18 protein-coding genes and 1 riboswitch are annotated in these 21,920 nt (G+C 65.5%); of the genes, 13 read left to right on the top strand and 5 right to left on the bottom strand.

Features of this window, described 5'->3' with window-relative positions; all coding sequences use genetic code 11:
- Positions 1-142 precede the first annotated feature (142 nt).
- The 3 genes from xsc to RSO68_RS04925 all read left to right on the top strand — a co-directional run bounded on the left by xsc (position 143) and on the right by RSO68_RS04925 (position 4,092).
- On the top strand, positions 143-1,963 hold the full coding sequence (gene xsc / locus RSO68_RS04935) for a sulfoacetaldehyde acetyltransferase (RefSeq protein WP_315585649.1): 1,821 nt from the start codon (positions 143-145) through the stop codon (positions 1,961-1,963).
- Positions 1,964-2,219: 256 nt separating this feature from the next.
- The gene (locus RSO68_RS04930) at positions 2,220-2,603 is read left to right on the top strand and encodes a nuclear transport factor 2 family protein (protein WP_315585648.1); all 384 of its coding nucleotides are present in this window, start codon (positions 2,220-2,222) and stop codon (positions 2,601-2,603) included.
- A gap of 46 nt (positions 2,604-2,649) precedes the next feature.
- On the top strand, positions 2,650-4,092 hold the full coding sequence (locus RSO68_RS04925; RefSeq protein ID WP_315585647.1) for an NAD(P)/FAD-dependent oxidoreductase: 1,443 nt from the start codon (positions 2,650-2,652) through the stop codon (positions 4,090-4,092).
- 114 nt (positions 4,093-4,206) lie between these two features.
- Here RSO68_RS04925 and pdxR read toward each other — a convergent pair whose 3' ends face one another.
- Entirely contained in the window at positions 4,207-5,679 is a 1,473-nt protein-coding gene (pdxR, locus tag RSO68_RS04920) for a MocR-like pyridoxine biosynthesis transcription factor PdxR (protein ID WP_315585646.1), read from the bottom strand.
- A 400-nt stretch (positions 5,680-6,079) separates the two neighbouring features.
- Between pdxR and RSO68_RS04915 the strand changes: the two genes are divergently transcribed.
- From RSO68_RS04915 to RSO68_RS04875, 9 genes are all read left to right on the top strand, one after another.
- On the top strand, positions 6,080-7,093 hold the full coding sequence (locus RSO68_RS04915) for a TRAP transporter substrate-binding protein (RefSeq protein WP_089851412.1): 1,014 nt from the start codon (positions 6,080-6,082) through the stop codon (positions 7,091-7,093).
- 95 nt (positions 7,094-7,188) lie between these two features.
- Complete coding sequence (locus RSO68_RS04910; RefSeq protein ID WP_089851410.1) at positions 7,189-7,752, top strand: TRAP transporter small permease; 564 nt, start codon at positions 7,189-7,191, stop codon at positions 7,750-7,752.
- A 2-nt stretch (positions 7,753-7,754) separates the two neighbouring features.
- Positions 7,755-9,095: a TRAP transporter large permease gene (locus RSO68_RS04905; RefSeq protein ID WP_089851408.1), complete on the top strand. Its 1,341-nt coding sequence runs from the start codon at positions 7,755-7,757 to the stop codon at positions 9,093-9,095.
- A 60-nt stretch (positions 9,096-9,155) separates the two neighbouring features.
- The gene (locus RSO68_RS04900; RefSeq protein ID WP_175535111.1) at positions 9,156-9,647 is read left to right on the top strand and encodes a universal stress protein; all 492 of its coding nucleotides are present in this window, start codon (positions 9,156-9,158) and stop codon (positions 9,645-9,647) included.
- Between the two features lie 357 nt (positions 9,648-10,004).
- A complete protein-coding gene (locus RSO68_RS04895; protein ID WP_315585645.1) occupies positions 10,005-11,075 on the top strand; it encodes a YeiH family protein in 1,071 nt (356 codons plus the stop codon).
- Positions 11,076-11,472: 397 nt separating this feature from the next.
- Positions 11,473-12,357 (top strand): amino acid ABC transporter substrate-binding protein, encoded by an 885-nt coding sequence (locus RSO68_RS04890; protein WP_315585644.1) that lies wholly within the window; start codon positions 11,473-11,475, stop codon positions 12,355-12,357.
- Positions 12,358-12,499: 142 nt separating this feature from the next.
- A complete protein-coding gene (locus tag RSO68_RS04885) occupies positions 12,500-13,216 on the top strand; it encodes an amino acid ABC transporter permease (RefSeq protein ID WP_089851402.1) in 717 nt (238 codons plus the stop codon).
- Positions 13,217-13,873: an ABC transporter permease subunit gene (locus RSO68_RS04880; protein ID WP_089851400.1), complete on the top strand. Its 657-nt coding sequence runs from the start codon at positions 13,217-13,219 to the stop codon at positions 13,871-13,873.
- Positions 13,870-14,598, top strand: coding sequence for an amino acid ABC transporter ATP-binding protein (locus tag RSO68_RS04875; protein WP_315585643.1), 729 nt, complete (start codon positions 13,870-13,872; stop codon positions 14,596-14,598). The genes RSO68_RS04880 and RSO68_RS04875 overlap by 4 nt, the downstream gene beginning before the upstream one ends.
- 101 nt (positions 14,599-14,699) lie before the next feature.
- Here the strand turns inward: RSO68_RS04875 and pta are convergent, their stop codons facing one another.
- Positions 14,700-16,901 carry a phosphate acetyltransferase gene (pta, locus tag RSO68_RS04870; protein WP_315585642.1) on the bottom strand — a complete coding sequence of 734 codons (2,202 nt, stop codon included), beginning with the start codon at positions 16,899-16,901 and terminating at the stop codon, positions 14,700-14,702.
- On the bottom strand, positions 16,888-18,093 hold the full coding sequence (locus RSO68_RS04865) for an acetate/propionate family kinase (RefSeq protein WP_315585641.1): 1,206 nt from the start codon (positions 18,091-18,093) through the stop codon (positions 16,888-16,890). Before RSO68_RS04865 ends, pta begins: the two co-directional genes overlap by 14 nt.
- A 256-nt stretch (positions 18,094-18,349) precedes the next feature.
- Between RSO68_RS04865 and RSO68_RS04860 the strand changes: the two genes are divergently transcribed.
- A complete protein-coding gene (locus RSO68_RS04860) occupies positions 18,350-18,856 on the top strand; it encodes an outer membrane beta-barrel protein (RefSeq protein WP_089851392.1) in 507 nt (168 codons plus the stop codon).
- A gap of 135 nt (positions 18,857-18,991) precedes the next feature.
- Here RSO68_RS04860 and thiC read toward each other — a convergent pair whose 3' ends face one another.
- Complete coding sequence (gene thiC, locus RSO68_RS04855; protein ID WP_315585640.1) at positions 18,992-20,926, bottom strand: phosphomethylpyrimidine synthase ThiC; 1,935 nt, start codon at positions 20,924-20,926, stop codon at positions 18,992-18,994.
- A gap of 78 nt (positions 20,927-21,004) precedes the next feature.
- Positions 21,005-21,116, bottom strand: a riboswitch (TPP riboswitch).
- Between the two features lie 86 nt (positions 21,117-21,202).
- Positions 21,203-21,871: a thiaminase II gene (gene tenA / locus RSO68_RS04850; protein WP_315585639.1), complete on the bottom strand. Its 669-nt coding sequence runs from the start codon at positions 21,869-21,871 to the stop codon at positions 21,203-21,205.
- Positions 21,872-21,920 lie beyond the last annotated feature (49 nt).

Raw genomic sequence — 21,920 nt, 5'->3', positions numbered from 1 at the left:
TAAAAAGAATCAAATCGTATCGTTTTATGGAATTTGTTCTTGACGAGGGTGGAGTGACTGCCTAGAGTCTGTCCGTATTCCGAAAGCCGGAATAAATCATCTCATATAATACAACCCGGATGACGGGCTCGGAGGACACCCCATGAGCACCCAAGACACCACAGACACTCGCCAGGTCGTGACAGGCAAGCAGACGATGACCCCCTCGGAGGCCTTCGTGGAGACTCTGGTCGCCAACGGGGTGACCGACATGTTCGGCATCATGGGCTCGGCCTTCATGGACGCCATGGACATCTTCGCCCCGGCCGGCATCCGCCTGATTCCGGTGGTCCACGAGCAGGGCGCGGCGCACATGGCCGACGGCTATGCCCGCGTCTCCGGCCGTCACGGCACGGTGATCGGCCAGAACGGCCCCGGCATCTCCAACGCCGTGACCGGCATCGCCGCGGCCTACTGGGCGCACACCCCGGTGGTCATCGTCACCCCCGAGACGGGTACCACCGGCATCGGCCTGGGCGGCTTCCAGGAGTGCCATCAGCTGCCGATGTTCCAGGAGTTCACCAAGTACCAGGGCCACGTGACCCACCCGTCGCGGATGGCCGAGTACACCGGCCGTTGCTTCGACCGGGCGATGTCCGAGATGGGCCCGACCCAGCTCAACATCCCGCGTGACTACTTCTACGGCGAGATCGAGTGCGAGATCCCCGAGCCCGCGCGCCTCGATCGCGGCCCGGGCGGCACCCGCACCCTCAACGAGGCCGCAAAGCTCCTGGCCAACGCCGAGTTCCCGGTGATCGTCTCCGGCGGCGGGGTGGTGATGGCCGATGGCGTCGACGCCTGTCAGGCGCTGGCCGAGCGGCTGGGTGCGCCGGTGGTCAACAGCTACCAGCACAACGACTCCTTCCCGGCCAGCCACCCGCTGTGGTGCGGCCCGCTGGGTTACCAGGGCTCCAAGGCCGGCATGAAGCTGATCAGTCAGGCCGACGTGGTGGTGGCGCTGGGCACGCGCCTGGGGCCGTTCGGCACCCTGCCGCAGCACGGCCTGGACTACTGGCCGAAGGACGCCAAGATCATCCAGATCGACGCCGACCACAAGATGCTGGGCCTGGTGAAGAAGATCGCGGTGGGCATCTGCGGCGACGCCAGGGACGCCGCCGAGGCGATCACCGAGCGCCTGGCCGGCCGTGACCTGGTGTGCGACGCCACCAAGGCCAAGCGCGCCGACCAGATCGCCAGCGAGAAGGCCGCCTGGGAGCGCGAGCTCGACGAGTGGACCCACGAGAAGGACCCGTTCAGCCTCGACGCCATCGACGAGGCCCAGGGCGAGACGCCGTTCTCCGGCGGCGAGTACCTGCACCCGCGCCAGGTGCTGCGCGAGCTCGAGAAGGCCATGCCCGAGGACGCGATGGTCTCCACCGACATCGGCAACATCAACGCCGTGGCGCACAGCTACCTGCGCTTCGAGAAGCCGCGCAGCTTCTTCGCGCCGATGAGCTTCGGCAACTGCGGCTACGCCTTTCCCACCATGATCGGGGCCAAGGTGGCCGCGCCGGAGCGCCCGGGGATCGCCTACGCCGGCGACGGCGCCTGGGGCATGAGCCTGATGGAGACCATGACCGCGGTGCGTCACGAGATTCCGGTGACCGCGGTGGTGTTCCACAACCGCCAGTGGGGCGCCGAGAAGAAGAACCAGGTGGAGTTCTACAACCGCCGCTTCGTGGCCGGCGAGCTGGACAACCAGAGCTTCGCCGAGATCGGCCGGTCGATGGGCGCCGAGGGCATCACCGTGGATCGCCTCGAGGACGTGGGCCCGGCGCTGAAGAAGGCGGTGGACCTGCAGATGAACGAGGGCAAGACCTGCATCATCGAGATCATGTGCACCCGCGAGCTGGGCGACCCCTTCCGCCGCGATGCGCTGAAGAAGCCGGTGCGTCTGCTCGAGAAGTATCAGGACTACGTCTGATCGTAGGGATGACCGAACGTGCTGCAACGTGTTCCCCCGGCCTCGCCGGGGGTTTTTTTTGCCGGTCGGATGGCGCGGCGAGCGTCGCCGAGCATGGCGAGCGCGCTGGTCCAACAGTTGGCGTGTATCTGGCGCTAATGCCCCCTCGGCTTTGTCAGTAGGCTGGATTCGTTCGCGGCCGAGATGCCGCCTCGATGCATCAACGCATCGGTCACTTAACGACAGATCCAACAACGACAACCCTCAGGAGCCCGCCATGAGCCAGCCGACTACCGAACTTCTCGAAGCCTTCAGCGACGCCCTGAACCGTCACGACATCGATGCCGTCATGAGCATGATGACCGACGACTGCGTCTTCCGCGCCATCGCCGGCCCGGAACTGCAGGGCAAGAGCTTCGTCGGCCAGGCCGAGGTGCGTCAGGCCCTCGAGAACGCCTGGAAGACCGCCCCCGATGCCAGCTGGACCGACGCCGAGCACCACGTGATCGGCGACAAGGGCTTCTCCGAGTCCACCTACCAGGGCACCACCGTCGACGGCGTACGCTCCGAGGCGCGCATGATCGACGCCTTCACCTTCCGCGACGGCAAGATCGCCGTGAAGAACGCCTTCCGCAAGAATCGTCCCCCCGTCAACGCCTGATTGCCTCGGGTTCGAGCACGGCATCCAGACTGCTAGGAGTCCGATCATGGAGACAACAATGCCAAGAAGCGGGGCGGAGACCGAGGCGAGCCAGACCTCACCCTCCCAGCCATATGATCCGGCCTATGACCCCCTGAAGAGCGCCACCCCGGGGGCGGGTCGTGACTATGCGCCGACCTACTGGATCGGCACCGCCGGCGAGCCGCCGGCCGATGACGGGCCCATCGCCCAGGACACGGATGCCGATGTGGTCATCATCGGCTCCGGCTTCACGGGTCTGACCGCGGCGATCTTCCTGGCCCAGGAGTACGGCATCAAGGCCACCGTGCTCGAGGCCAACCGCACCAGCTGGGGCTGCTCGACCCGCAACGGCGGACAGGCCCAGTGCGCCTCCGGTCGCCTCAAGCGCTCCCAGTGGATCCAGCGCTACGGCCTGGATACCGCCCTGAAGCTGCATCGCGAGTGCCTCGACGGCATGGCGACCTTCAAGGAGCTGATCCAGGACATCGACTGCGAGCCCCAGCCGGGCGGTCACCTCTACGTGGCCCACCGCGACAAGGTGATGCCGACCCTCGAGAAAGAGGCGAAGCTGCTGCGCGAGACCTTCGACTATGACGCCCGGATCCTAGACGCTGATACGGTGAAGCGCGAATGGCTGGGTGACCAGGAGGCGGCCGGGGCCATGCACGAGCCCGAGGGCATCGGCATCCACGCCGGCAAGCTGGCCTTCGGCTATCACCGCAAGGCCCGGGCGCTCGGCGTGAAGATCCACCCGGCGAGCCCGGTGCAGGGCTTCGAGACCCGCGGCGGCGTGCACTACCTGCAGACGCCTGGTGGGGTGGTCAAGGCACGCGCGGTGGGCATCGCCACCGGCGGCTACACCTCCCAGAGCCTGCATCGCGAGCTCAAGAACCGCCTGCTGCCGATCCTCTCGAACTCCATCGTCACCCGGCCGCTGACCGACCAGGAGCTGGCGGCGTGCAACTTTCGCACCCACCAGATCATCACCGATACCCGGATCCTGCGTCACTACTATCGCCTGCTGCCGGACAATCGCCTGCAGATCGGCAGCCGCAGTGCCATCACCGGCCGCGATGCGCCGCAGAAGAAGTACGAGTCGGTGCTGGTTGGCGACATGCACCGCAAGTTTCCGGCGCTCAAGGGCATCGAGCTCGACTACTCCTGGTGGGGCTGGGTGGATGTCAGCCACGACATGATGCCGCGCATCCATCAGCCCGATGCCAAGGAGACGGTCTATTACGCCCTGGGCTACGGCGGCAACGGCGTGATGTACTCGGCCCAGGCCGGTAAGCGCCTGGCGCAGTGGATCGCCGGGCATGGCCAGGCGCTGGACCTGCCGATCTTCACCTCCAAGCTGCCGTTCCCGAACCTGCGCGAGAAGGTCGAGTCCCAGGCCTTCGCGCCCTTCCGGCGCGTCGGCCAGCGCTTCCTCTACCGCTGGTACCACCTCAAGGACGAGGTGATCTGAGCCGCGTCTTGCCCATCGCTCGAAGCCGCCCATGAGGCGGCTTTCTTGTGGCGGCGACCCGTTTGGAGAAGGCCTGTCAGGAGACGGCTTTCTACGGCGCGAGGATGGCGGGGCTCATGAGGGGGTGATCGCCTGGGGAATCAGCGCCGCGAGGCGCTCGATGCCGGCCTCGATGCGCGCCTCGGGGATCGCCGAGAAGCCAAGCCGGAAGTACTCGCGGTGGGGGCCGTCGAAGAAGTGGATGTCGCCGCACTCGATCAGGATGCTCTGTTCGGCCGCCAGGCGGCGCAGCTCGCGGCAGTCGAGCCCCTCGGGTCCCTTCACCCAGAAGCACGAGCCGCCGTAGGTCGAGGGCACGGAGGCGTCGGGCAGGTGCCGAGCCAGCGCTTCGCTCATGCGCTGCCAGCGGCTGTGGAACACCTGGTGGATTTGGCGCAGCAGGGCATCGTGGTAGCCGCGATCCAGGAACAGCGCCACGGCGCGCTGGTTGTTGGTCGGCGGATGGCGCAGCATCAGGCGGCGCAGCGCCCGAGCCTCGCGGATCAGCGCCGGCGGGCCGACCATGTAGCCCAGGCGCAGGCCCGGCGCCAGGGTCTTGGAGAGGCTGCCCACGTAGATCACCCGGTTGTGGCGATCCAGGCTCTTCAGCGCCGGCGTGGGATTGTCCAGGTAGTTGGTCTCGCTCTCGTAGTCGTCCTCGATGATCAGGAAGTTGTCGATCTCCGCCATGTCGAGCAGCTTGCGGCGACGCTCCAGCGGCATGGTCACCGTGGTCGGCGCCTGATGGCTCGGCGTTACGTAGAGCAGCTGACAATCGGCGATCGTCGGGTCGAGGCGCATGCCCTGTTCGTCGACCGGCAGCAGGTGGATGTCGTCGGTAAAGGTGCGGGCGATGTTGTAGACGTCCACGTAGCCGGGATTCTCCATCCCGAAACGCCGGCCCGCCTTGAGCAGCAGCATGCAGGCGATCCACAGCGCCTGCTGGGCGCCGACCGTGACCAGGATCTCCTCGGGCTTGGCCCACACGCCGCGGCGCGGCAGCAGTCGCTTGTGGATCTGTTCGATCAGCAGCGGGTCGTCGTCATTGAGGTGGTCCACCGACCAGCTGCGGATCGCCGGCACGCTCATGGAGTCACGGCTGCACTCTCGCCAGTGCTGGGTCGGGAAGAGCTCGGGGTCTATCTGGCCATAGAGGAACGGGTAGTCGTAGCGATGCCAGTCGCTGGGCTTGTTGATGGTCTGCTGCCGGGAGGGGTGCATGGTCAACAGCTCCTCCCAGGGCAGGCGCTCGGCGTCGATATCGTTCAGGCGCACCGGTTTCTCGGCCCGGCCCTCGAGGATCTCGGGATTGACGAAGTAGCCGCTGCGCTTCCTGGCGATCAGATAGCCGTCATCGAGCAGGTGCTCGTAGGCCAGCATCACCGTATTGCGGGCGACATGCAGCTCCTTCGCCAGCTTGCGGCTCGAGGGCAGCGGTTCGTCCAGCGGCAGGTGACCGTCGAGAATGGCATGGGCGATCTGCTCGCGCAGCTGTTTCTGCAAGCTCTCCGGAAGATCGGAGTCGAGATGGAAGAGAAGCTGGCTCATTGAAATTGTGTCTCGCCAAGGCTCATGAAAAGGCAGCTAAAGATTATGCCATAGCGTTGAGGCATCATGGCGGCGGACTCGGGGCAAGCCCGTCGCGTCGGTCATCGTTATCTCACCCGGCGGACTGGACCAATCGATGTCGGGAGACTGGTTCTAGTGGCGCTCGGGGGGAGTGCGTAGAACGTTGAGGTGAGGATATGGCGCATAGCATGTATCCCGATGATCGGCGATGGGCGAGATCGCGGAGCCGAGGCAGGCGCGGTGATAATCACAATAAATCACCTCGAATCGTCGCTTTGGACCGCCCTCGATGGACACCCTGGGCTCGCCGTCATCCAGGAGCGCCTTGCGTCACGCAGGCATCCTGTCTTTCCGACAATAACAAGCAGTGGAGATCACAATGCGTATCCAGAAACACCTCCTCCCCATGGCAGTATCCGCCGTGACCCTGGCCGTGAGCGGCCATGCCATGGCCGACACCTGGAAGATGGCTCTGGGCGACGCCGCCGGCGGTACCCAGTACGAGCTGGGCAAGACCTTTGCCGAATTCGTCGAGGAAAAGAGTGGGGGAGAGGTCACCATCGACCTGTTCCCCAACGGCCAGCTCGGCAGTGAGCAGGACACCGTCAACAACGCCAGCATGGGGATTCTCGATCTCTCGGTGCTGGCCATCAACAACATCACGCCGTTCTCGCCGACCGTCGGGGTGTTGACCCTGCCCTACGTGATCCAGAGCCCCGAGGATGCCAAGACGCTGACCCAGGGCGAGATCGCCGAGGAACTCACTCAGAACACCATCCGCGATGCCGGCGTGCGCATTCTGGGCTGGGCCTACTCCGGCTGCCGCCGTCTGACCAACTCCGCACGTCCCGTAGCCTCGCCCGAGGATCTGGATGGCCTGAACATCCGGGTGCCCAAGAACGAGATCATGATCGCTTCCTACCAGTCATGGGGCGTCAATCCTGCTCCGCTGGCCTGGTCCGAGACCTTCACCGCGCTGCAGCAGGGGGTCGTCGACGGTCAGGACAACCCCTACATCACCATCGACACCATGAAGTTCTACGAGGTCCAGGAACACGTCACCGATAGCTGCTACGTCTTCTCCTTGCAGCCGCTGATCATCAGCGAGGGCAAATTCCAGAGCTTGAGCCCTGAGATGCAGGAGCTGGTGCTGGAAGCCGGTGAAGAAGCCACCGACCACAGCTATGACTTCCTGCTGGAAAGCGAGGAGGCCATCAAGAAGCGTCTGGTGGAAGAACACGGCATGCAGATCACCCAGCCCGCCAACGACGAGCAGCAGTGGATCGAGATGGCCACCGGCATCTGGCCCGATTTCTACGACAGCATCGGCGGCAAGGAAAAGCTCGACCAGGCACTCGAGGCCCTGGGGCGCGATCCCGCACCGCAGTCGTAATCGTCGCCACCGCGACATGCAGTGTCCCCCCGCATCGGCTCCCGGCCGGTGCGGGGAACTGCCCATCGGGAGCCTGATCGCAAGGGGCCAGTCTCATGAAATCGCTACTCTTCAAGATCATCGACAGCCTGGAGAGCGTCCTCTGTCAGCTCCTCCTGGTGTCCTTCGTCTTACTGCTGTTCGCCCAGATCGTGCTCAGGAACCTCTTCAGCTATTCGCTGCCCTGGGGCGATGAGCTGGCGACCTACGCCTTCGTGTGGTTCGCCTATCTGGGGGCGGCCTATGCCACCAAGATGTCGGCACACAACCGCGTCACCTTCCAGTTCAGGTTCTTTCCGCGCTGGGTCGAGACGTTCTGCACCCTGCTCACCGACCTGATCTGGATCGGCTTCAATGCCGTCTTCATCTACCTGAGCTACGACTTCGTCTTCAACAAGATGAACCTCTTCTGGAAGTCCCAGACGCTGGGCATTCCGATGAAGTACTTCTACTTGATCCTGCCCATCGCCTTCGTCGCCATGACGCTGCGAATCCTTCAGAACAACTACCTGAAGTTCGTCAAGAAGGTGGACCTCGTGGACCCCGAGTCCCAGGAGGTCGAGAAACTCCAGCACAACGATGACGCGGCGGGTGATGACCCGACGCGACGGGAGCACTGAGTATGGATGCCACGATTGTCTACGTACTGTTCGGCGTCTTCTTCCTGCTGCTGATCCTCGGGGCACCCATCACGGTGTCGCTGGGCGTGGCGGCACTGACGACCTTCATCAGCCTGGGCGAGAACCCCATGGCGTTCGTGCAGATTGCCTTCACCTCGGTGGGCTCCTTTCCGCTGATGGCGCTGCCGGCATTCATCCTGGCCGGGGCGCTGATGGAGGCCGCCGGCATCTCCAAGCGCCTGGTCGATATCGCCGAGGCCTTCGCCGGGCCCGTGACCGGCGGGCTCGCCGCGGCGACAGTGTTCGCCTGCATGTTCTTCGGCGCGATTTCCGGCTCCGGGCCGGCGACCACGGCGGCGGTGGGCATGCTGATGATTCCGGCCATGGCCAACCGCGGCTACGATCGCGGCTACGGTTCGGCCATCACCGCCTCCTCGGGCGGGCTCGGGGTGGTGATTCCGCCCTCGATCCCGATGGTCATCTTCGGCATCTCCGGCATGGGCCTGCAGCCGCCACCGGAGGCCGTCGCCGAACACGGCGCCTTCCAGACGCTGTCGATTCCCAAGCTGTTCATCGCCGGCATCATGCCGGGGGTGGTGATCGCCGGCTGCCTGCTGACCATCAATTACTTCATCTCGAAGAAGCGCGGCTATCGCGGCCTGACCGATCACTGGTCCTGGCCGCAGATCCGCGGCACCCTGCGCAAGGGCATCTGGTCGATGCTGGCGCCGATCATCATCCTCGGCGGCATCTACAGCGGGCTGTTCACGCCCACCGAGTCGGCCATCGTGGCGATCTTCTACACGCTGATTGTGGGGGTCTTCCTGCACCGGGAGCTGGCCTGGAAACCGGCCCTGCGCACGCTGCAGACCACCACCTGGATCACCGGCCGAGTGCTGCTGATCCTGTTCACCGCCACCGTGTTCGGGCGCCTGCTCGTCGAGGAGCGAGTCCCCGGCCTCATCGCCGAGGCGATGCTGGGCTTCACCGACAACACCTACCTCATCTGGGCGATGATCATCTTCTTCCTGCTGTTCGTGGGGATGTTCATGGAGACCCTGGCGGCGATCATGATTCTCACCCCGGTGCTGCTGCCGATCATGTACATGCTGGGCATGGACCCGGTGCACGTGGGCATCGTGGTGGTCTGCGCCCTGGCCATTGGTTTCCAGACGCCGCCGCTCGGGGAGAACCTCTTCGTGGCCTCGGGGATAGGCGGCGCCTCGATTGAGGAGATCTCGCTGAAGGCGCTGCCCTTCGCCGCGGGCTCCATCGTGGCGCTGTTCATCATCGCCTACTTTCCGCAGATATCGCTCTGGTTGCCCGGCTTGCTGGGCTACTAGCCGCGATCCGTTGCTGACATCGGCGCGGTGTCCTCGATGCCGCGCTGAAGGAGGAAAATCATGACGCATGGCATTCGACGCATCCTCTGCTGCGTGGGCCTCAGGGGCGACTGCGACCCGGTGCTGGCCCAGGCGGTGGGACTCGCACAGGCCACGGGCGCGGAGCTGCACGTGTTGCACGCGGTCAAGTCGCTCTCCGACGACGTGCTCAACACCCTCAAGATCAACATACAGGATCGCCAGATGCTCGAGACCCTGATGACTCAGCGCCTCGACCAGGCGCGCCAGGAGCTCGATCAGCACCTCGAGGCCTTTTGGGCCCGTCATCCCGAGCGTCGCGCGGCCTTCGGCGAGCGTGAGGTAACGCGCAGCGTGCTCGAGGGCTATCCCGCGTCGGTGATCACCCACTACGCCACGCGCACCGGCAGCGACATGATCGTGATGGCGGCCAACAAGCGCAGCTTCACGGCCACCTACGCCGGCAAGGTCACCAAGGGCGTGATCAAGCGCGCCCGGGTACCGGTGGTGGTGGTGCCGCCCCGGCAAGATTAGTCGCCGAGTGAGCGGTGTCGTGCCGGCGATGCCTGTCGCCACACGCCGTGTCGCACGCTCTATTTCGCTCTGATATTTCCTTTAATGCGCCCGGCCACGTGCCGGGCGCCGTCGTTGATGTCGGCCCCATCCGTGGTCTTACCTCTCGCCCTCAACTGGTCCTAACCTCGCTTTCGCCATGCCGTCACCATGATGCTCATGTCGGCCGGCGAGGGGGTGCCGTGACCGACATGGGTGGCTCATGAGGCCGTCATCGGCTCCCTTGCCGAATGCCAATGGCCACCACATTCCAACAACGAAGGGCCGATGTCCGTCGCAGGAGGCGACGCTCGTTCCATAGCTTATTGAGGTGGTGACATGACTCGTCGAGACGCCAACGCGGCAACCGATCCGTCGACCCTTCAGGCCGATAAGCGGGTCCTTCCGCGTCGCCTGGAACCCCTCCAGCGGGTGCTTCCCGGAATGATGATCTGCGTCACCATCGCCCTGGCAACGACCTTCATCGCCGATCATTACGGCGGCCCCACGCTGCTCTATGCGCTGCTGTTCGGCATGACCCTGCACTTCCTCGCCGAGGAGGGGAAGTGCCTGGCCGGCGTCGAGTTCGCGGCCAAGAAGGTGCTGCGCATCGGCGTGGCGCTGCTGGGCGTGCGTATCACTATCGAGCAGGTCGCCGAGCTCGGCATCGGGCCGGTGCTGACCGTGGTCTGCGGGGTGATGCTGACCATCGCTCTGGGCGCCCTGCTGGCGCGCCTGCTGGGGCTGGACAAGGACATGGGGCTGCTGACGGGCGGTTCGGTGGCCATCTGCGGTGCCTCGGCGGCGCTGGCCCTGTCGGCGGTAATGCCGCGTCATGAGACCCACGAGCGCAACACCATCATGACGGTGGTGGGGGTGACCACGCTCTCCACCATGGCGATGGTGATCTATCCGCTGATCGTCGGACTCCTGGGCCTCGGCGACACCGAAGCGGGTATCTTCCTCGGCGGCACCATCCACGACGTGGCCCAGGTGGTCGGCGCCGGCTACATGATCTCCGAGGGCACCGGCGACGTCTCCACCTTCGTCAAGCTGCTGCGGGTGGCGATGCTGGTGCCGGCGGTGATGGTCTTCATGTTCCTGTTCCGTCGCGAGCGGCGCCAGGAGGAGGGCACCAGCAAGGTACCGATGCTGCCGACCTTCCTGGTTGCCTTCGTGGCGCTGGTGATCATCAATAGCCTGGGCTGGATTCCGCCGGTGGTCACCGAGGGCTTCACCGACCTGTCGCGCTGGTGCCTGGTCACGGCCATCGCCGCCCTGGGCATCAAGACCTCCTTCCAGAAGCTCGCCGTGGTCGGCTGGAAGCCGGTGGTGCTGATGGTGGCGGAGACGGTCTTCCTGCTGCTGCTGGTGCTGGCCTTCATCTACTTCGGCGTGGCGAGCATCTGACCACGCCTTGAACGCGGCAGGCCATCAACGGGCGTCCCCTCGAGCGATCGAGTGGGGCGCCCGCTGCATGAGGGCATAGGCTCGGCGCCACGGCATGCTGTCAAATGACGGTTTTCTCGTCGGCAGCCCTTTTAGGTTTCGTCGTCGCTGCATAAACCCATGCATGGAGATGCGGCCAACGATAATTCTTCGTTTTCGTTAAAACGAAGTGCTTTTTGTCGCCTATGCTATTAATGAATAACCCTTGAACATCTTGGCATGAGTCGCATTCGGGAATCTTGAACTAGGGTGGAGAAGACCGTCAGTGACGCGAGATTGCTCGTAGTCGCCTGGGCCCTCGGACAGGAATGGCAGTAAACCCAACAACAAACGACTGCATGCTCAATCGAGCAAGGGGATGGAAATGAAGGTGAAACGTCTTGGAACATTGCTGACAGCCGCGGCAATAGGCTTTTTGACCACTGGCACCGCCAGTGCCCAGGAAATGGGCCCCACGCTCAACAAGATCAAGGAGAGCGGTGTCATCACGATCGGCCACCGCGAGACCTCGGTGCCGTTCTCCTATATAGGCGATGACCAGCAGCCGGTCGGCTACACGATAGACATCTGCATGCAGATCGTGGACGAGATCAAGAACGAGATCGGTGTCGATGAGCTGAACATCAAGTGGGTACCGGTGACCCCCCAGACCCGCATTCCGCTGATGGCCAACGGCACGCTCAACCTGGAGTGCGGCTCGACGACCAACAACCTGACCCGCCAGCAGCAGGTGGATTACGCCGCTATCACCTATATCACCGGCACGAAACTGCTGACCAAGAAGGAGAGCGGCATCGCCACGGTGGAAGACCTGGCAGGCAAGCCCATCGCGCTCGCCCAGGGCACTACCAATGAGCGCGTGGTCAAAGAAGCCATCGAGGAGCGTGGTATCGAGGACGTGAACGTGGTGTCCGTGAGGGATCATGCCGAAGGTTTCCTGGCGTTGCAGACCGACCGCGTGGATGCCTATTCGACCGATGACATCCTGCTCTACGGCCTGATCGAGAAGGCCAGGGATCCCGAGACCTACGAGGTGGTGGGCGATTTCCTGTCCTACGATCCCTACGCCATCATGCTCCCGCAGAACGACAGCAAGTTCCGCCTGGTGGTCAACCGCCGGCTGGCCGAGCTGTTCCGCACCGGTGAGATCGAGAAGATCTACAGCACGTGGTTCGAGCCCATGAACGTTCCCATGTCTGACCTCCTGCGCGCCAACTTCAAGATCCACGCCCTGCCGAAGTGACACATCCTTTGAACACTGCCTTTTGAGTGGTTTGTGCCGGATATATGAACGGCTTTAAAGGTGGAAGTAAGCGTTTGTCGTCATGCTGTCGGGGTCGCGGTCGCGACCCCGGCCGCTGAAAAAGCGCAAATAAGGAAGACAAATGAACTACAACTGGAATTGGTCGGTCCTGTTCCAGGAACCCTACCTGGGCTGGCTGTTCTCCGGCTTGCAGTGGACCCTGCTGGTCGCGATCGCCGCCTGGGTCATTGCCTTCGTGCTGGGCTCCGCGATCGGCATCCTGCGTACCGTGCCCAACCGCCTTGTGCGGACCTTGGCGGCGGCCTACGTCGAGCTGTTCCGCAATATCCCGCTGCTGGTACAGCTGTTCATCTGGTACTTTGTCGTGCCTGAACTGCTGCCCGAAGAACTGGGTCTCTGGGTCAAGCGCGATATGCCCAATCCCGAATACGTGACGGCCGTTGTGGCACTGGGCGCCTATACCGCGGCGCGCGTGGCCGAGCAGGTCCGCTCCGGCATCCAGACCATCCGAAAGGACCTGGTGAACGCAGGGCTCGCCATCGGGCTCACCCCTCTTCAGACCTATCTGTACATCCGGCTTCCGATCTCCTATCGGATCATCGTGCCGCCCCTGACCTCCGAATTCCTGACCATCTTCAAGAATTCATCGCTGGCGCTGACCATCGGCGTGCTGGAACTGACCGCCCAGGCGCGGCAGATCGAGAACTATACCTTCCAGGGCTTCGAGGCGTTCACTGCCGCCACGGTGCTGTACCTGGTCATCACGCTTCTGGTGGTGCTGCTGATGCGCCTGATCGATCAGAAGACGCGTATCCCAGGCTCGGTGGGGGCTAACTAGATGAGTGATTTTGATTTCCAGGTCATTATTGAGTCGCTTCCGTTCCTGTTTGATGGCCTGCTCATCAGCTTCCAGCTGACCTTGCTGGCCCTGCTGGCAGGCCTTGCCTGGGGCACTATCCTGGCGGTGATGCGAATCTGGGGGCCGGCGCCGCTACGCTGGTTCAGCGCCATCTACGTCAACATCTTCCGGTCGATCCCGCTCATCCTGGTGATCTTCTGGTTCTACTTCCTGGTACCACTGCTGATAGGCCGCCCGGTGGGTAACTTCACCAGCGCGCTGATCGCCTTCTCGCTGTTCGAGGCGGCCTATTATGCCGAGATCATGCGTGCCGGGCTCAATTCGGTCTCGCGCGGACAGGTCTATGCCGGCCTGGCCATCGGGCTTTCGCCGCGCCAGAACCTCCAGTACGTGATCCTTCCCCAGGCGTTTCGCAACATGATCCCGGTCCTGCTGACCCAGGCGATCATCCTCTTCCAGGATACCTCCCTGGTCTACGTCGTGGCCTTGAGCGATTTCATGACCTCGGCCAGCACGGTGGCCAAAGTGGAGGGGCGGCTGGCAGAGATGTACCTCTTCGCGGCGCTGGTGTATTTCGTCATCTGCTTCTCCGGCTCCATGCTGGTCAAGCACCTGCAGAAAAAGAAGGTCGCATGATAAAAATCGACAACATCGACAAGTGGTACGACGACTTCCACGTCCTGAAGAGCTGTTCGCTCGAGGTCGAGCGTGGCGAGGTGATCGTCATCTGTGGTCCGTCCGGCTCGGGGAAGAGCACCCTTATCAAGTGTGTCAACGCGCTGGAACCGGTCGACAGCGGACGCATCGTGGTCGAAGAGACCGACGTGACTGCCAAGGGCACCAAGCTGCCCCTGGTGCGGGCGCGTATCGGCATGGTGTTCCAGCATTTCGAATTATTCCCGCACAAGACGGTGATCGAGAACCTGATGATGGGCCAGATCAAGGTGCTGAACCGCTCGCGCGATGAGGCGCGCCAGAAGGCGGAGAGCCTGCTGGAGCGCGTCGGTCTGTCCGATCAGGCGGACAAGTATCCCTCTGCCCTGTCCGGCGGACAGCAGCAGCGGGTGGCCATCGCCAGGGCCCTGGCGATGGATCCCATCGCCATGTGTTTCGACGAGCCGACCTCGGCGCTCGATCCCGAGATGATCAGCGAGGTGCTGGACGTCATGGTCGAGCTGGCCAGGGAGGGCATGACGATGATGGTGGTCACCCACGAAATGGGCTTTGCCCGCAAGGTGGCGCGCCGGGTGGTCTTCATGGACCAGGGGGAGGTGAAGGAGGTCGCTGCGACCGAAACCTTCTTCAATAACCCCGAGACCGATCGTGCCAAGGAGTTCCTGTCGAAGATCCTGGCGCACTAGGCGACATACGGAGTGAAGCCAGCCGCGGGCGCCCCCTCGAGCGATCGAGTGGGCGCCCGCGGCATGGGGGGATGACCGAAGCCGACAGGAGGCCCGCGGCGTCAGGAGTCCCCGGCGGCCTGGATGGCGGTCAGGGCGATGGTGTAGACGATATCGTCGACCAGTGCCCCTCGCGAGAGGTCGTTCACCGGCTTGTTGAGCCCCTGCAGCATGGGGCCGACGCTGATCACCCCGGCGCTTCTCTGCACCGCCTTGTAGGTGGTGTTGCCGGTGTTGAGGTCGGGGAACACGAACACCGTGGCGCGTCCCGCCACTGGCGAGTCGGGCGCCTTCTGGCGGCCCACGCTCTCGATGGCCGCGGCGTCGTACTGCAGCGGCCCGTCGATGCAGAGCGACGGCTCGCGCTCCCGGGCGATACGTGTGGCCTCACGCACCTTCTCGACGTCGGCCCCGCTGCCGGAGGCCCCGGTGGAGTAGCTGATCATCGCCACCCTGGGCTCGATGCCGAAGGCCTCGGCGGAGCGGGCGCTCTGGATGGCGATCTCGGCCAGCGCCTCGGCGTCCGGGTCGGGGATCACCGCACAGTCGCCATAGACCACCACCTGCTCGGGCAGCAGCATGAAGAAGATCGACGACACCTGGCGATAGCCGGGAGCCGTCTTGATCAGCTGGAAGGCGGGGCGCACGGTGTTGGCGGTGGTGTGGATCGCCCCCGAGACCAGGCCGTCCACCGCGCCCTCGGCGAGCATCATGGTGCCGAGCACCACGCTGTCCTGGAGCTGGTCCGCGGCGGTCAGGGCGTTGAGCTTGCCGGGGCGGCGCTTGACCATCGGCTTGACGTAGGAAAGGCGGAGCTCGGCCGGGTCGAGGATCTCGAGATCCTCGGGCAGCTCGAGGCCACGGCTCCGGGCCACCGCCTCGACTTCCTCGCGCCGGGCCAGCAGCACGCAGCGGGCGATGCCGCGCCGCTGGCAGATCACCGCGGCCTCCACGGTGCGCGGCTCGCTGCCCTCGGGCAGCACGATGCGCCGGCTCGCCTGCTGGGCCAGCCGCACCAGCCGATGGCGGAAGGCGGCCGGGGAGAGCCGGCTCGGGTAGCCGCGGCTGAGGTTCTCCTTGAGCCACGCCAGGTCGAGGTGATCGGCCACGAAGCGGGTCACCTGCTCGGCGCGCTCGGGATCGTCGATGGGGATGTCGTTGGCCATGCGGTCAAGCTGCTGGGCCGTCGCGTAGCTGTCGGAGTCGACGGCCAGCACCGGTAGGCCGCTCGCCAGCGCCGGGCGGCAGAACTCGATCATCGCCTCGTCCGGCAGTTCGCCGTGGGTCAGCAGCAGGCCCGCCAGCGGCACCCCGTTCATGGCCGAAAGCGAGGCGGCGAGCAGGATGTCGTCGCGATCCCCCGGGGTGACCAGCAGCCGTCCGGCGCGGAACACATGCAGGGCATGGGAGGCGCTGCGGGCGCACAGGCTGGTGCCCAGCACACGGCGACGGTCGGCCTCGCCCTGATGCAGGATACGCGCCTGAAGGGCCCGGGCGACGTCCAGCACCCGGGGAGCGGAGAGGCTGGCGTGCCAGGGGATCGCGCCGATCAGGCGGAAACGGTCGCCGTCCAGCGCCGGCAGGTGGTGGCGCAGGCTGGCGAGCTGCGGGTCGTCGAGTCCGGTGGTGAGTTCGGGCGCCGCCGGCGGCGCGGTGGCCTCGTCGTCGGGCAGCGGTCGCAGGCGCATCAGGATGCAGCCGAGGGTGCGCGGGGAGTCGACGCCTTCGAAGGGCTGGGCGTGCAGGTCCAGGCGCTCCGCCAGGTCGCGCGGGTCGCTCAGGTCGCCGTCGGCCACCAGGATGACCCGCGCATTGAGCGCGTGGGCCAGCGCCTCGTTGAGCCGGCTCGCATAGCTGCTGTGAGGGCTGGGGGCGAGCCCCTCGATGACCACGAGCTCCGGGGCGTCGCCCGCCTCCGGCAAGGCGACCCGGGCATGTCGCTCCACGGCCTCTTCCATCAGCTCGTCGACGCGCTCCTCGCGCAGCAGGCGCTCGAGCCGCGCCTGGGGCAGCGGCGCGGGCGGGTCGAGGCCCAGGGTGCTGGCGGCCAGGGCGCAGGAGCGATCGGGCCCCTGGCCGTTGATCTCGTCCTGGCGGAACGGCTTCATGAAGCCGGCCTTGAGCCCCAGGGTGTCCAGTGCACGGATCAGACCCAGGCAGGCGGAGGTCAGGCCGACGCCGCTGTCGGTGGGCACCAGCAGCAGGTTGCGGGGATCGGGACGGCGCTCACTCGGCCGCTCATTCGGGCGCTCAATTTGGGTCATGGGGGGTGGACTCTTCCTGAAGCAGGTGGCGGGTTTCCTCGGCGATGCGTCCCTCCTCGTCGGTGGGTATGACCCACAGCTGGGGGGTGCGGCCGTCCTCGGCGAGATCGATGCGGCCCTCTCGGCCGCCCACGGTATCGGCATTGGCCCTGGCGTCCAGGCGCAGGCCGAAGTGGCGCAGCAGCTCGACCACCCGGGCACGCACCTCGCTGTCGTTCTCGCCGATGCCGCCGGTGAAGGCGATGCCATCCAGGCGCGGCAGGGCGCAGGTCAGTCCCGCCAGCGACTTGGCCAGGCGATAGCAGAATACCTCGATGGCAAGCTCGGCGCCCGCGTGGTGCTGGGCGGCGGCCTGGTGCAGGCGGCGCATGTCGTTGGAGAGCCCGGAGAGGCCCAACAGCCCGCTCTCCTTGTTGAGCAGGGTGTCGATGCGCTCGAGCGACCAGCCCAGCTGACGAGCCAGGTGGGCGTGCAGGCCGGGGTCCACGTCGCCGCTGCGGGTGCCCATCACCAGGCCCTCCAGCGGCGTCAGGCCCATGCTGGTGTCGACGCTCGTCCCCTGCCACACCGCGCAGGTGGAGCAGCCGTTGCCCAGGTGGGCAATGAGCCAGCCGCCATGACGGCGCTCGCTCAGGGTGTCGACCCGCGCGCTCACGTAGGCGTGGCTGCTGCCGTGAAAGCCGTAGCGGCGAATGCCGTGGCGACGATAGAGCGATTCCGGCAGCGCATAGCGATAGGCCCGCGGGGGCAGGGTCTGGTGAAAGGCGGTATCGAAGACCGCGACCTGGGGCAGGTCGGGGAACAGCGCCTGGGTGGCCTTGAGGCCCTCCAGGTTGGCCGGGTTGTGCAGCGGCGCCATGGCCACGGTGGCCTCGATGGCGCGCTTCGCGGCGGCATCGAGGCGGGTGGCGCGGGTGAAGCGCTCGCCGCCGTGGACGACGCGATGCCCCACCGCCACGGGATGCTGTCCCTCGAGACCCTCGAGGATCTCCGCCATGGCGTCGGCGTGGCCGGCCCCGTGCAGCGGCCGCGAGAACGAGCGGCCCTGGCTATCGACGCCCGTCAGGCGCGCATCCTCGCTGCCCAGGCGCTCGGCCAGGCCGGAGAGGCGGGGCGCGCCGGGCGAGGCGGGCACCAGGGCGTACTTGATCGACGAGGAACCGCAGTTGATGACCAGTACCGGGTCGTTCATGGCACATCCTTCTGTATCGAGTGGCGCGGGGCGTGCGATCGACTGTGAGCGCACGGGCACGGCGCCTTATTCTCGCGAAATTAACACGTTGCGAGGCGAGAAACAGTGACGTGGATCGCGAGACGGCGACGCAGGCGCTTCTCATTCTTTGCGTGACGCCGCTGCCGTCACCTCGAGGTGAGCATTGCACCTTGGTCTAAGCTGGGCCAGAATGAAGTCGTGTATGAAAACAGTGTTTTCTAACTGGAGGCCTGCCATGAAGACCCTTACGATCTCTGCGGTATCCGCGGCCCTGCTGCTGGCCGGCACCAGCGCCTTGGCTCAGAGCAGCGTCATGAACTACGACCCGAGCCCCTATCTGGGTGGCGATGCCCTGTTCTGGGAGCTGGATCCTGATCGCGGCTCCGGCAGCGCCGACAGCACCGGCCTGCGCCTGCGCGGCGGCGTGGCCTTCAACGACTACTTCGCCCTGGAAGGCCACCTCGGCGGCGGCGGTTCCGACGGTCCCGTCGAGCTCGACTACCTCGCCGGCGCCTACGCCAAGGGCATCCTGCCGATCACCCCGGACTTCCGCCTCTACGGTCTGGCCGGCTTCACCGAGGTGGATGTCGATATCGAGGAAGAGAGCGGTTTCTCCTGGGGCGGCGGCGCCGCGTTCGACGTGGCACCGAATCTGGCCCTCGGGGCCGACTACGTCCGCTACCTGGACGAATCGAGCTACACCTTCGATGCCGCGAGCGTCGGGATGACGTTCCACTTCTGATCGGGTGGCGACACGCCGCGTCTACGGTTCGCCACGACACCACGAAAAACGCCCCCGCCGGACAGCCGGCGGGGGCGTTCGAGTGTGTGAGGGGAGCCGGCGACCGTCCGGAACAGCGACAGTCGCGGCGTCGCGTCAGACTTCCTTGTAGAGCTCGGCGCCCTCCTGGCGGAACCGTTCGGCCTGCTCCTGCATGCCACGCTCTACCGTCTCTCGTTCTACCCACTCGGGGTCGCCGTCGAGGCCCTTCTCCTTGGCCTCGCGCTTCAAGAACGAATCGCGGACCTCCTGGCTGATCTTCATCGAGCAGAACTTCGGCCCGCACATGGAGCAGAAGTGCGCCACCTTGGCGGAGTCCTTGGGCAGGGTCTCGTCGTGGTACTCGCGGGCGGTATCCGGGTCTAGCCCTAAGTTGAACTGGTCCTCCCAGCGGAACTCGAAGCGCGCCTTGGAGAGCGCGTTGTCCCGGCGCTGGGCGGCCGGGTGCCCCTTGGCGAGGTCGGCGGCGTGGGCGGCGATCTTGTAGGTGATGATGCCGGTCTTGACGTCGTCCTTGTTGGGCAGGCCCAGGTGCTCCTTGGGCGTCACGTAGCAGAGCATGGCGCAGCCGTACCAGCCGATCATGGCAGCACCGATGCCGGAGGTGATGTGATCATAGCCCGGTGCGATGTCGGTGGTCAGCGGCCCCAGGGTGTAGAAGGGCGCCTCGTCGCACGCCTCGAGCTGCTTGTCCATGTTCTCCTTGATCAGGTGCATGGGCACGTGGCCCGGCCCCTCGATCATCACCTGGACGTCGTGCTGCCAGGCGATGCGGGTCAGCTCGCCCAGGGTCTCGAGCTCGGCGAACTGCGCCTCGTCGTTGGCGTCGGCCACCGAGCCCGGGCGCAGGCCGTCGCCCAGCGAGAAGGCGACGTCATACTGCTTGCAGATCTCGCAGATCTCCTCGAAGTGGGTGTAGAGGAAGCTCTCCTGGTGGTGGAAGAGGCACCACTTGGCCATGATCGACCCGCCCCGGGAGACGATGCCGGTGACACGCTTGGCGGTCAGCGGCACGTAGCGCAGCAGCACGCCGGCGTGGATGGTGAAGTAGTCCACGCCCTGCTCGGCCTGCTCGATCAGGGTGTCGCGGAACACCTCCCAGGTGAGGTCCTCGGCCACGCCGTTGACCTTTTCCAGCGCCTGGTAGATGGGCACGGTACCGATCGGCACCGGGGCGTTGCGGATGATCCACTCGCGGGTCTCGTGGATGTTCTGCCCGGTGGAGAGATCCATGATGGTGTCCGAGCCCCAGCGGATGCCCCAGGTCATCTTGTCGACCTCGTCCTCGATGGAGGAGGTGACCGCCGAGTTGCCGAGGTTGCCGTTGATCTTCACCAGGAAGTTGCGGCCGATGATCATCGGCTCGGTTTCCGGGTGGTTGATGTTGCAGGGGATGATCGCCCGACCCGCGGCGACCTCGTCGCGCACGAACTCCGGGGTGATCTCCTCCGGCAGGCGCGCGCCGAAGCCCTGGCCGGCGTGCTGGTGGCCGAGGATGCGCTCGACCTCCGCAGTACCCAGCGCCTGGCGGCGCTGATTCTCGCGAATGGCGATGAATTCCATCTCCGGGGTGACGATGCCCTGGCGGGCGTAGTGGAGCTGGGTGACGTTCACGGCCTTGCCATCTTTTGAACGGCGTGCCCGACGGGGCGTGCGGGTCAGATCGAAACGCAGGTTGGCAAGCATCGGGTCGTTGGCCCGGCGCCGGCCGTAGTCGGAGGTCGGGCCGTCGAGGCGCTCGGTGTCGCCGCGTTCCTCGATCCAGTCGCGGCGCAGCTCGGCAAGGCCCCGGCGCAGGTCGATCTCGGCCTCGGGGTCGGTGTAGGGGCCGGAGGTGTCGTAGACCAGCAGCGGCGGGTTGGCCTCGTCCTCACCGGAGGTCCTGGTCGGCGAGAGACTGATCTCGCGGAACGGCACCCGGATGTCCGGGCGCGAGCCCTCCACGTAGATCTTGCGCGAGCCGGGCAGCGGCTTTACGGCGGCCTCGTCGACGCGGGCGCTCTCGGCGAGGAAATGGGCGGTCTTGCTCATGGTGTTCTCCCTTGGATTGTCGGGGTCTTGTTCAGGGAGGACACAGGCGGGAAGGACAGGGGCCACGGTGCCGGGGCGTGCGGCCTGTCGCTTGATCCCTACGCTGGTCCTAGCCAGTTCAGGTTCAACGGGATCCATGCTGGCAAGCGCATGGTCTCAGCCGTCATCAACGGCGCCCCGTCAAGCGTTGGTGGTCGGGCAATCTCGCGATTCCCCTTCTATCCCGTGGGTGGGCGGCCTGACCAGAACCAGCCCGGGATGACAGCTGGGGCCAGCTCAGAGGCGCTGGTCGAGCCCCATCTGCCAGAAGTCGATCTCGAGCCGGGTGGCGTCGCGGAACACCGCGGTAAGCTCGGCGAAGCGCGCCGGCGTCACCTCCGCCAGGCGGGCGTCGAGCCAGGCGCGCTCGTCCGCCATGGCCTGCTGAAACGCCTCGCTCTCGTACATGGCGATCCAGGCGTCATAGGGATTCGCGTCGCCGCGCACCGTGGTGGCGCGGCCGTTGAGCCACTGGGCGATCTCGCCGTAGCCGACCAGGCAGGGGGCCAGCGCCACGTGCAGGTCGAGCAGGTCGCCGCGGTGGCCGGTATCCAGCACGTAGCGGGTGTAGGCCAGCGTCGCGCGGGCCTCGGGCAGGCGCGAAAGGTCCTGCTCCGAGATGCCCCAGGCGCGGCAGTAGTCCACGTGCAGCCCCAGCTCGACGTCGAGGATGGTCTTCAAGCCGTCGAAGGCGTGACGTAGCTCGCCGAGGTCGCGGCTCTTGTAGGCGGCCAGGGCATAGGCCCGGGCGAAATGGATCAGGAACAGGTAGTCCTGCTGGAGGTAGTGGCGAAAGGCGCCTTCCTCGAGGGTGGCGTCGCCGAGCCGGCGAACGAAGTCGTGCTCGATGTAGGCGCGCCAGTCGTCCTGGCAGGCCGCGGTGAGATCGTCGAATCGGTAGCCCATCTTGTCTCCGGTCTGAGGGCGATCCGGAAGCGGGGCGGGAGAGGGTGAC

Source organism: Halomonas saccharevitans (assembly GCF_032333995.1).
Classification (GTDB): domain Bacteria; phylum Pseudomonadota; class Gammaproteobacteria; order Pseudomonadales; family Halomonadaceae; genus Halomonas; species Halomonas saccharevitans.
This window is presented reverse-complemented; position numbering and strand designations above follow the sequence as displayed.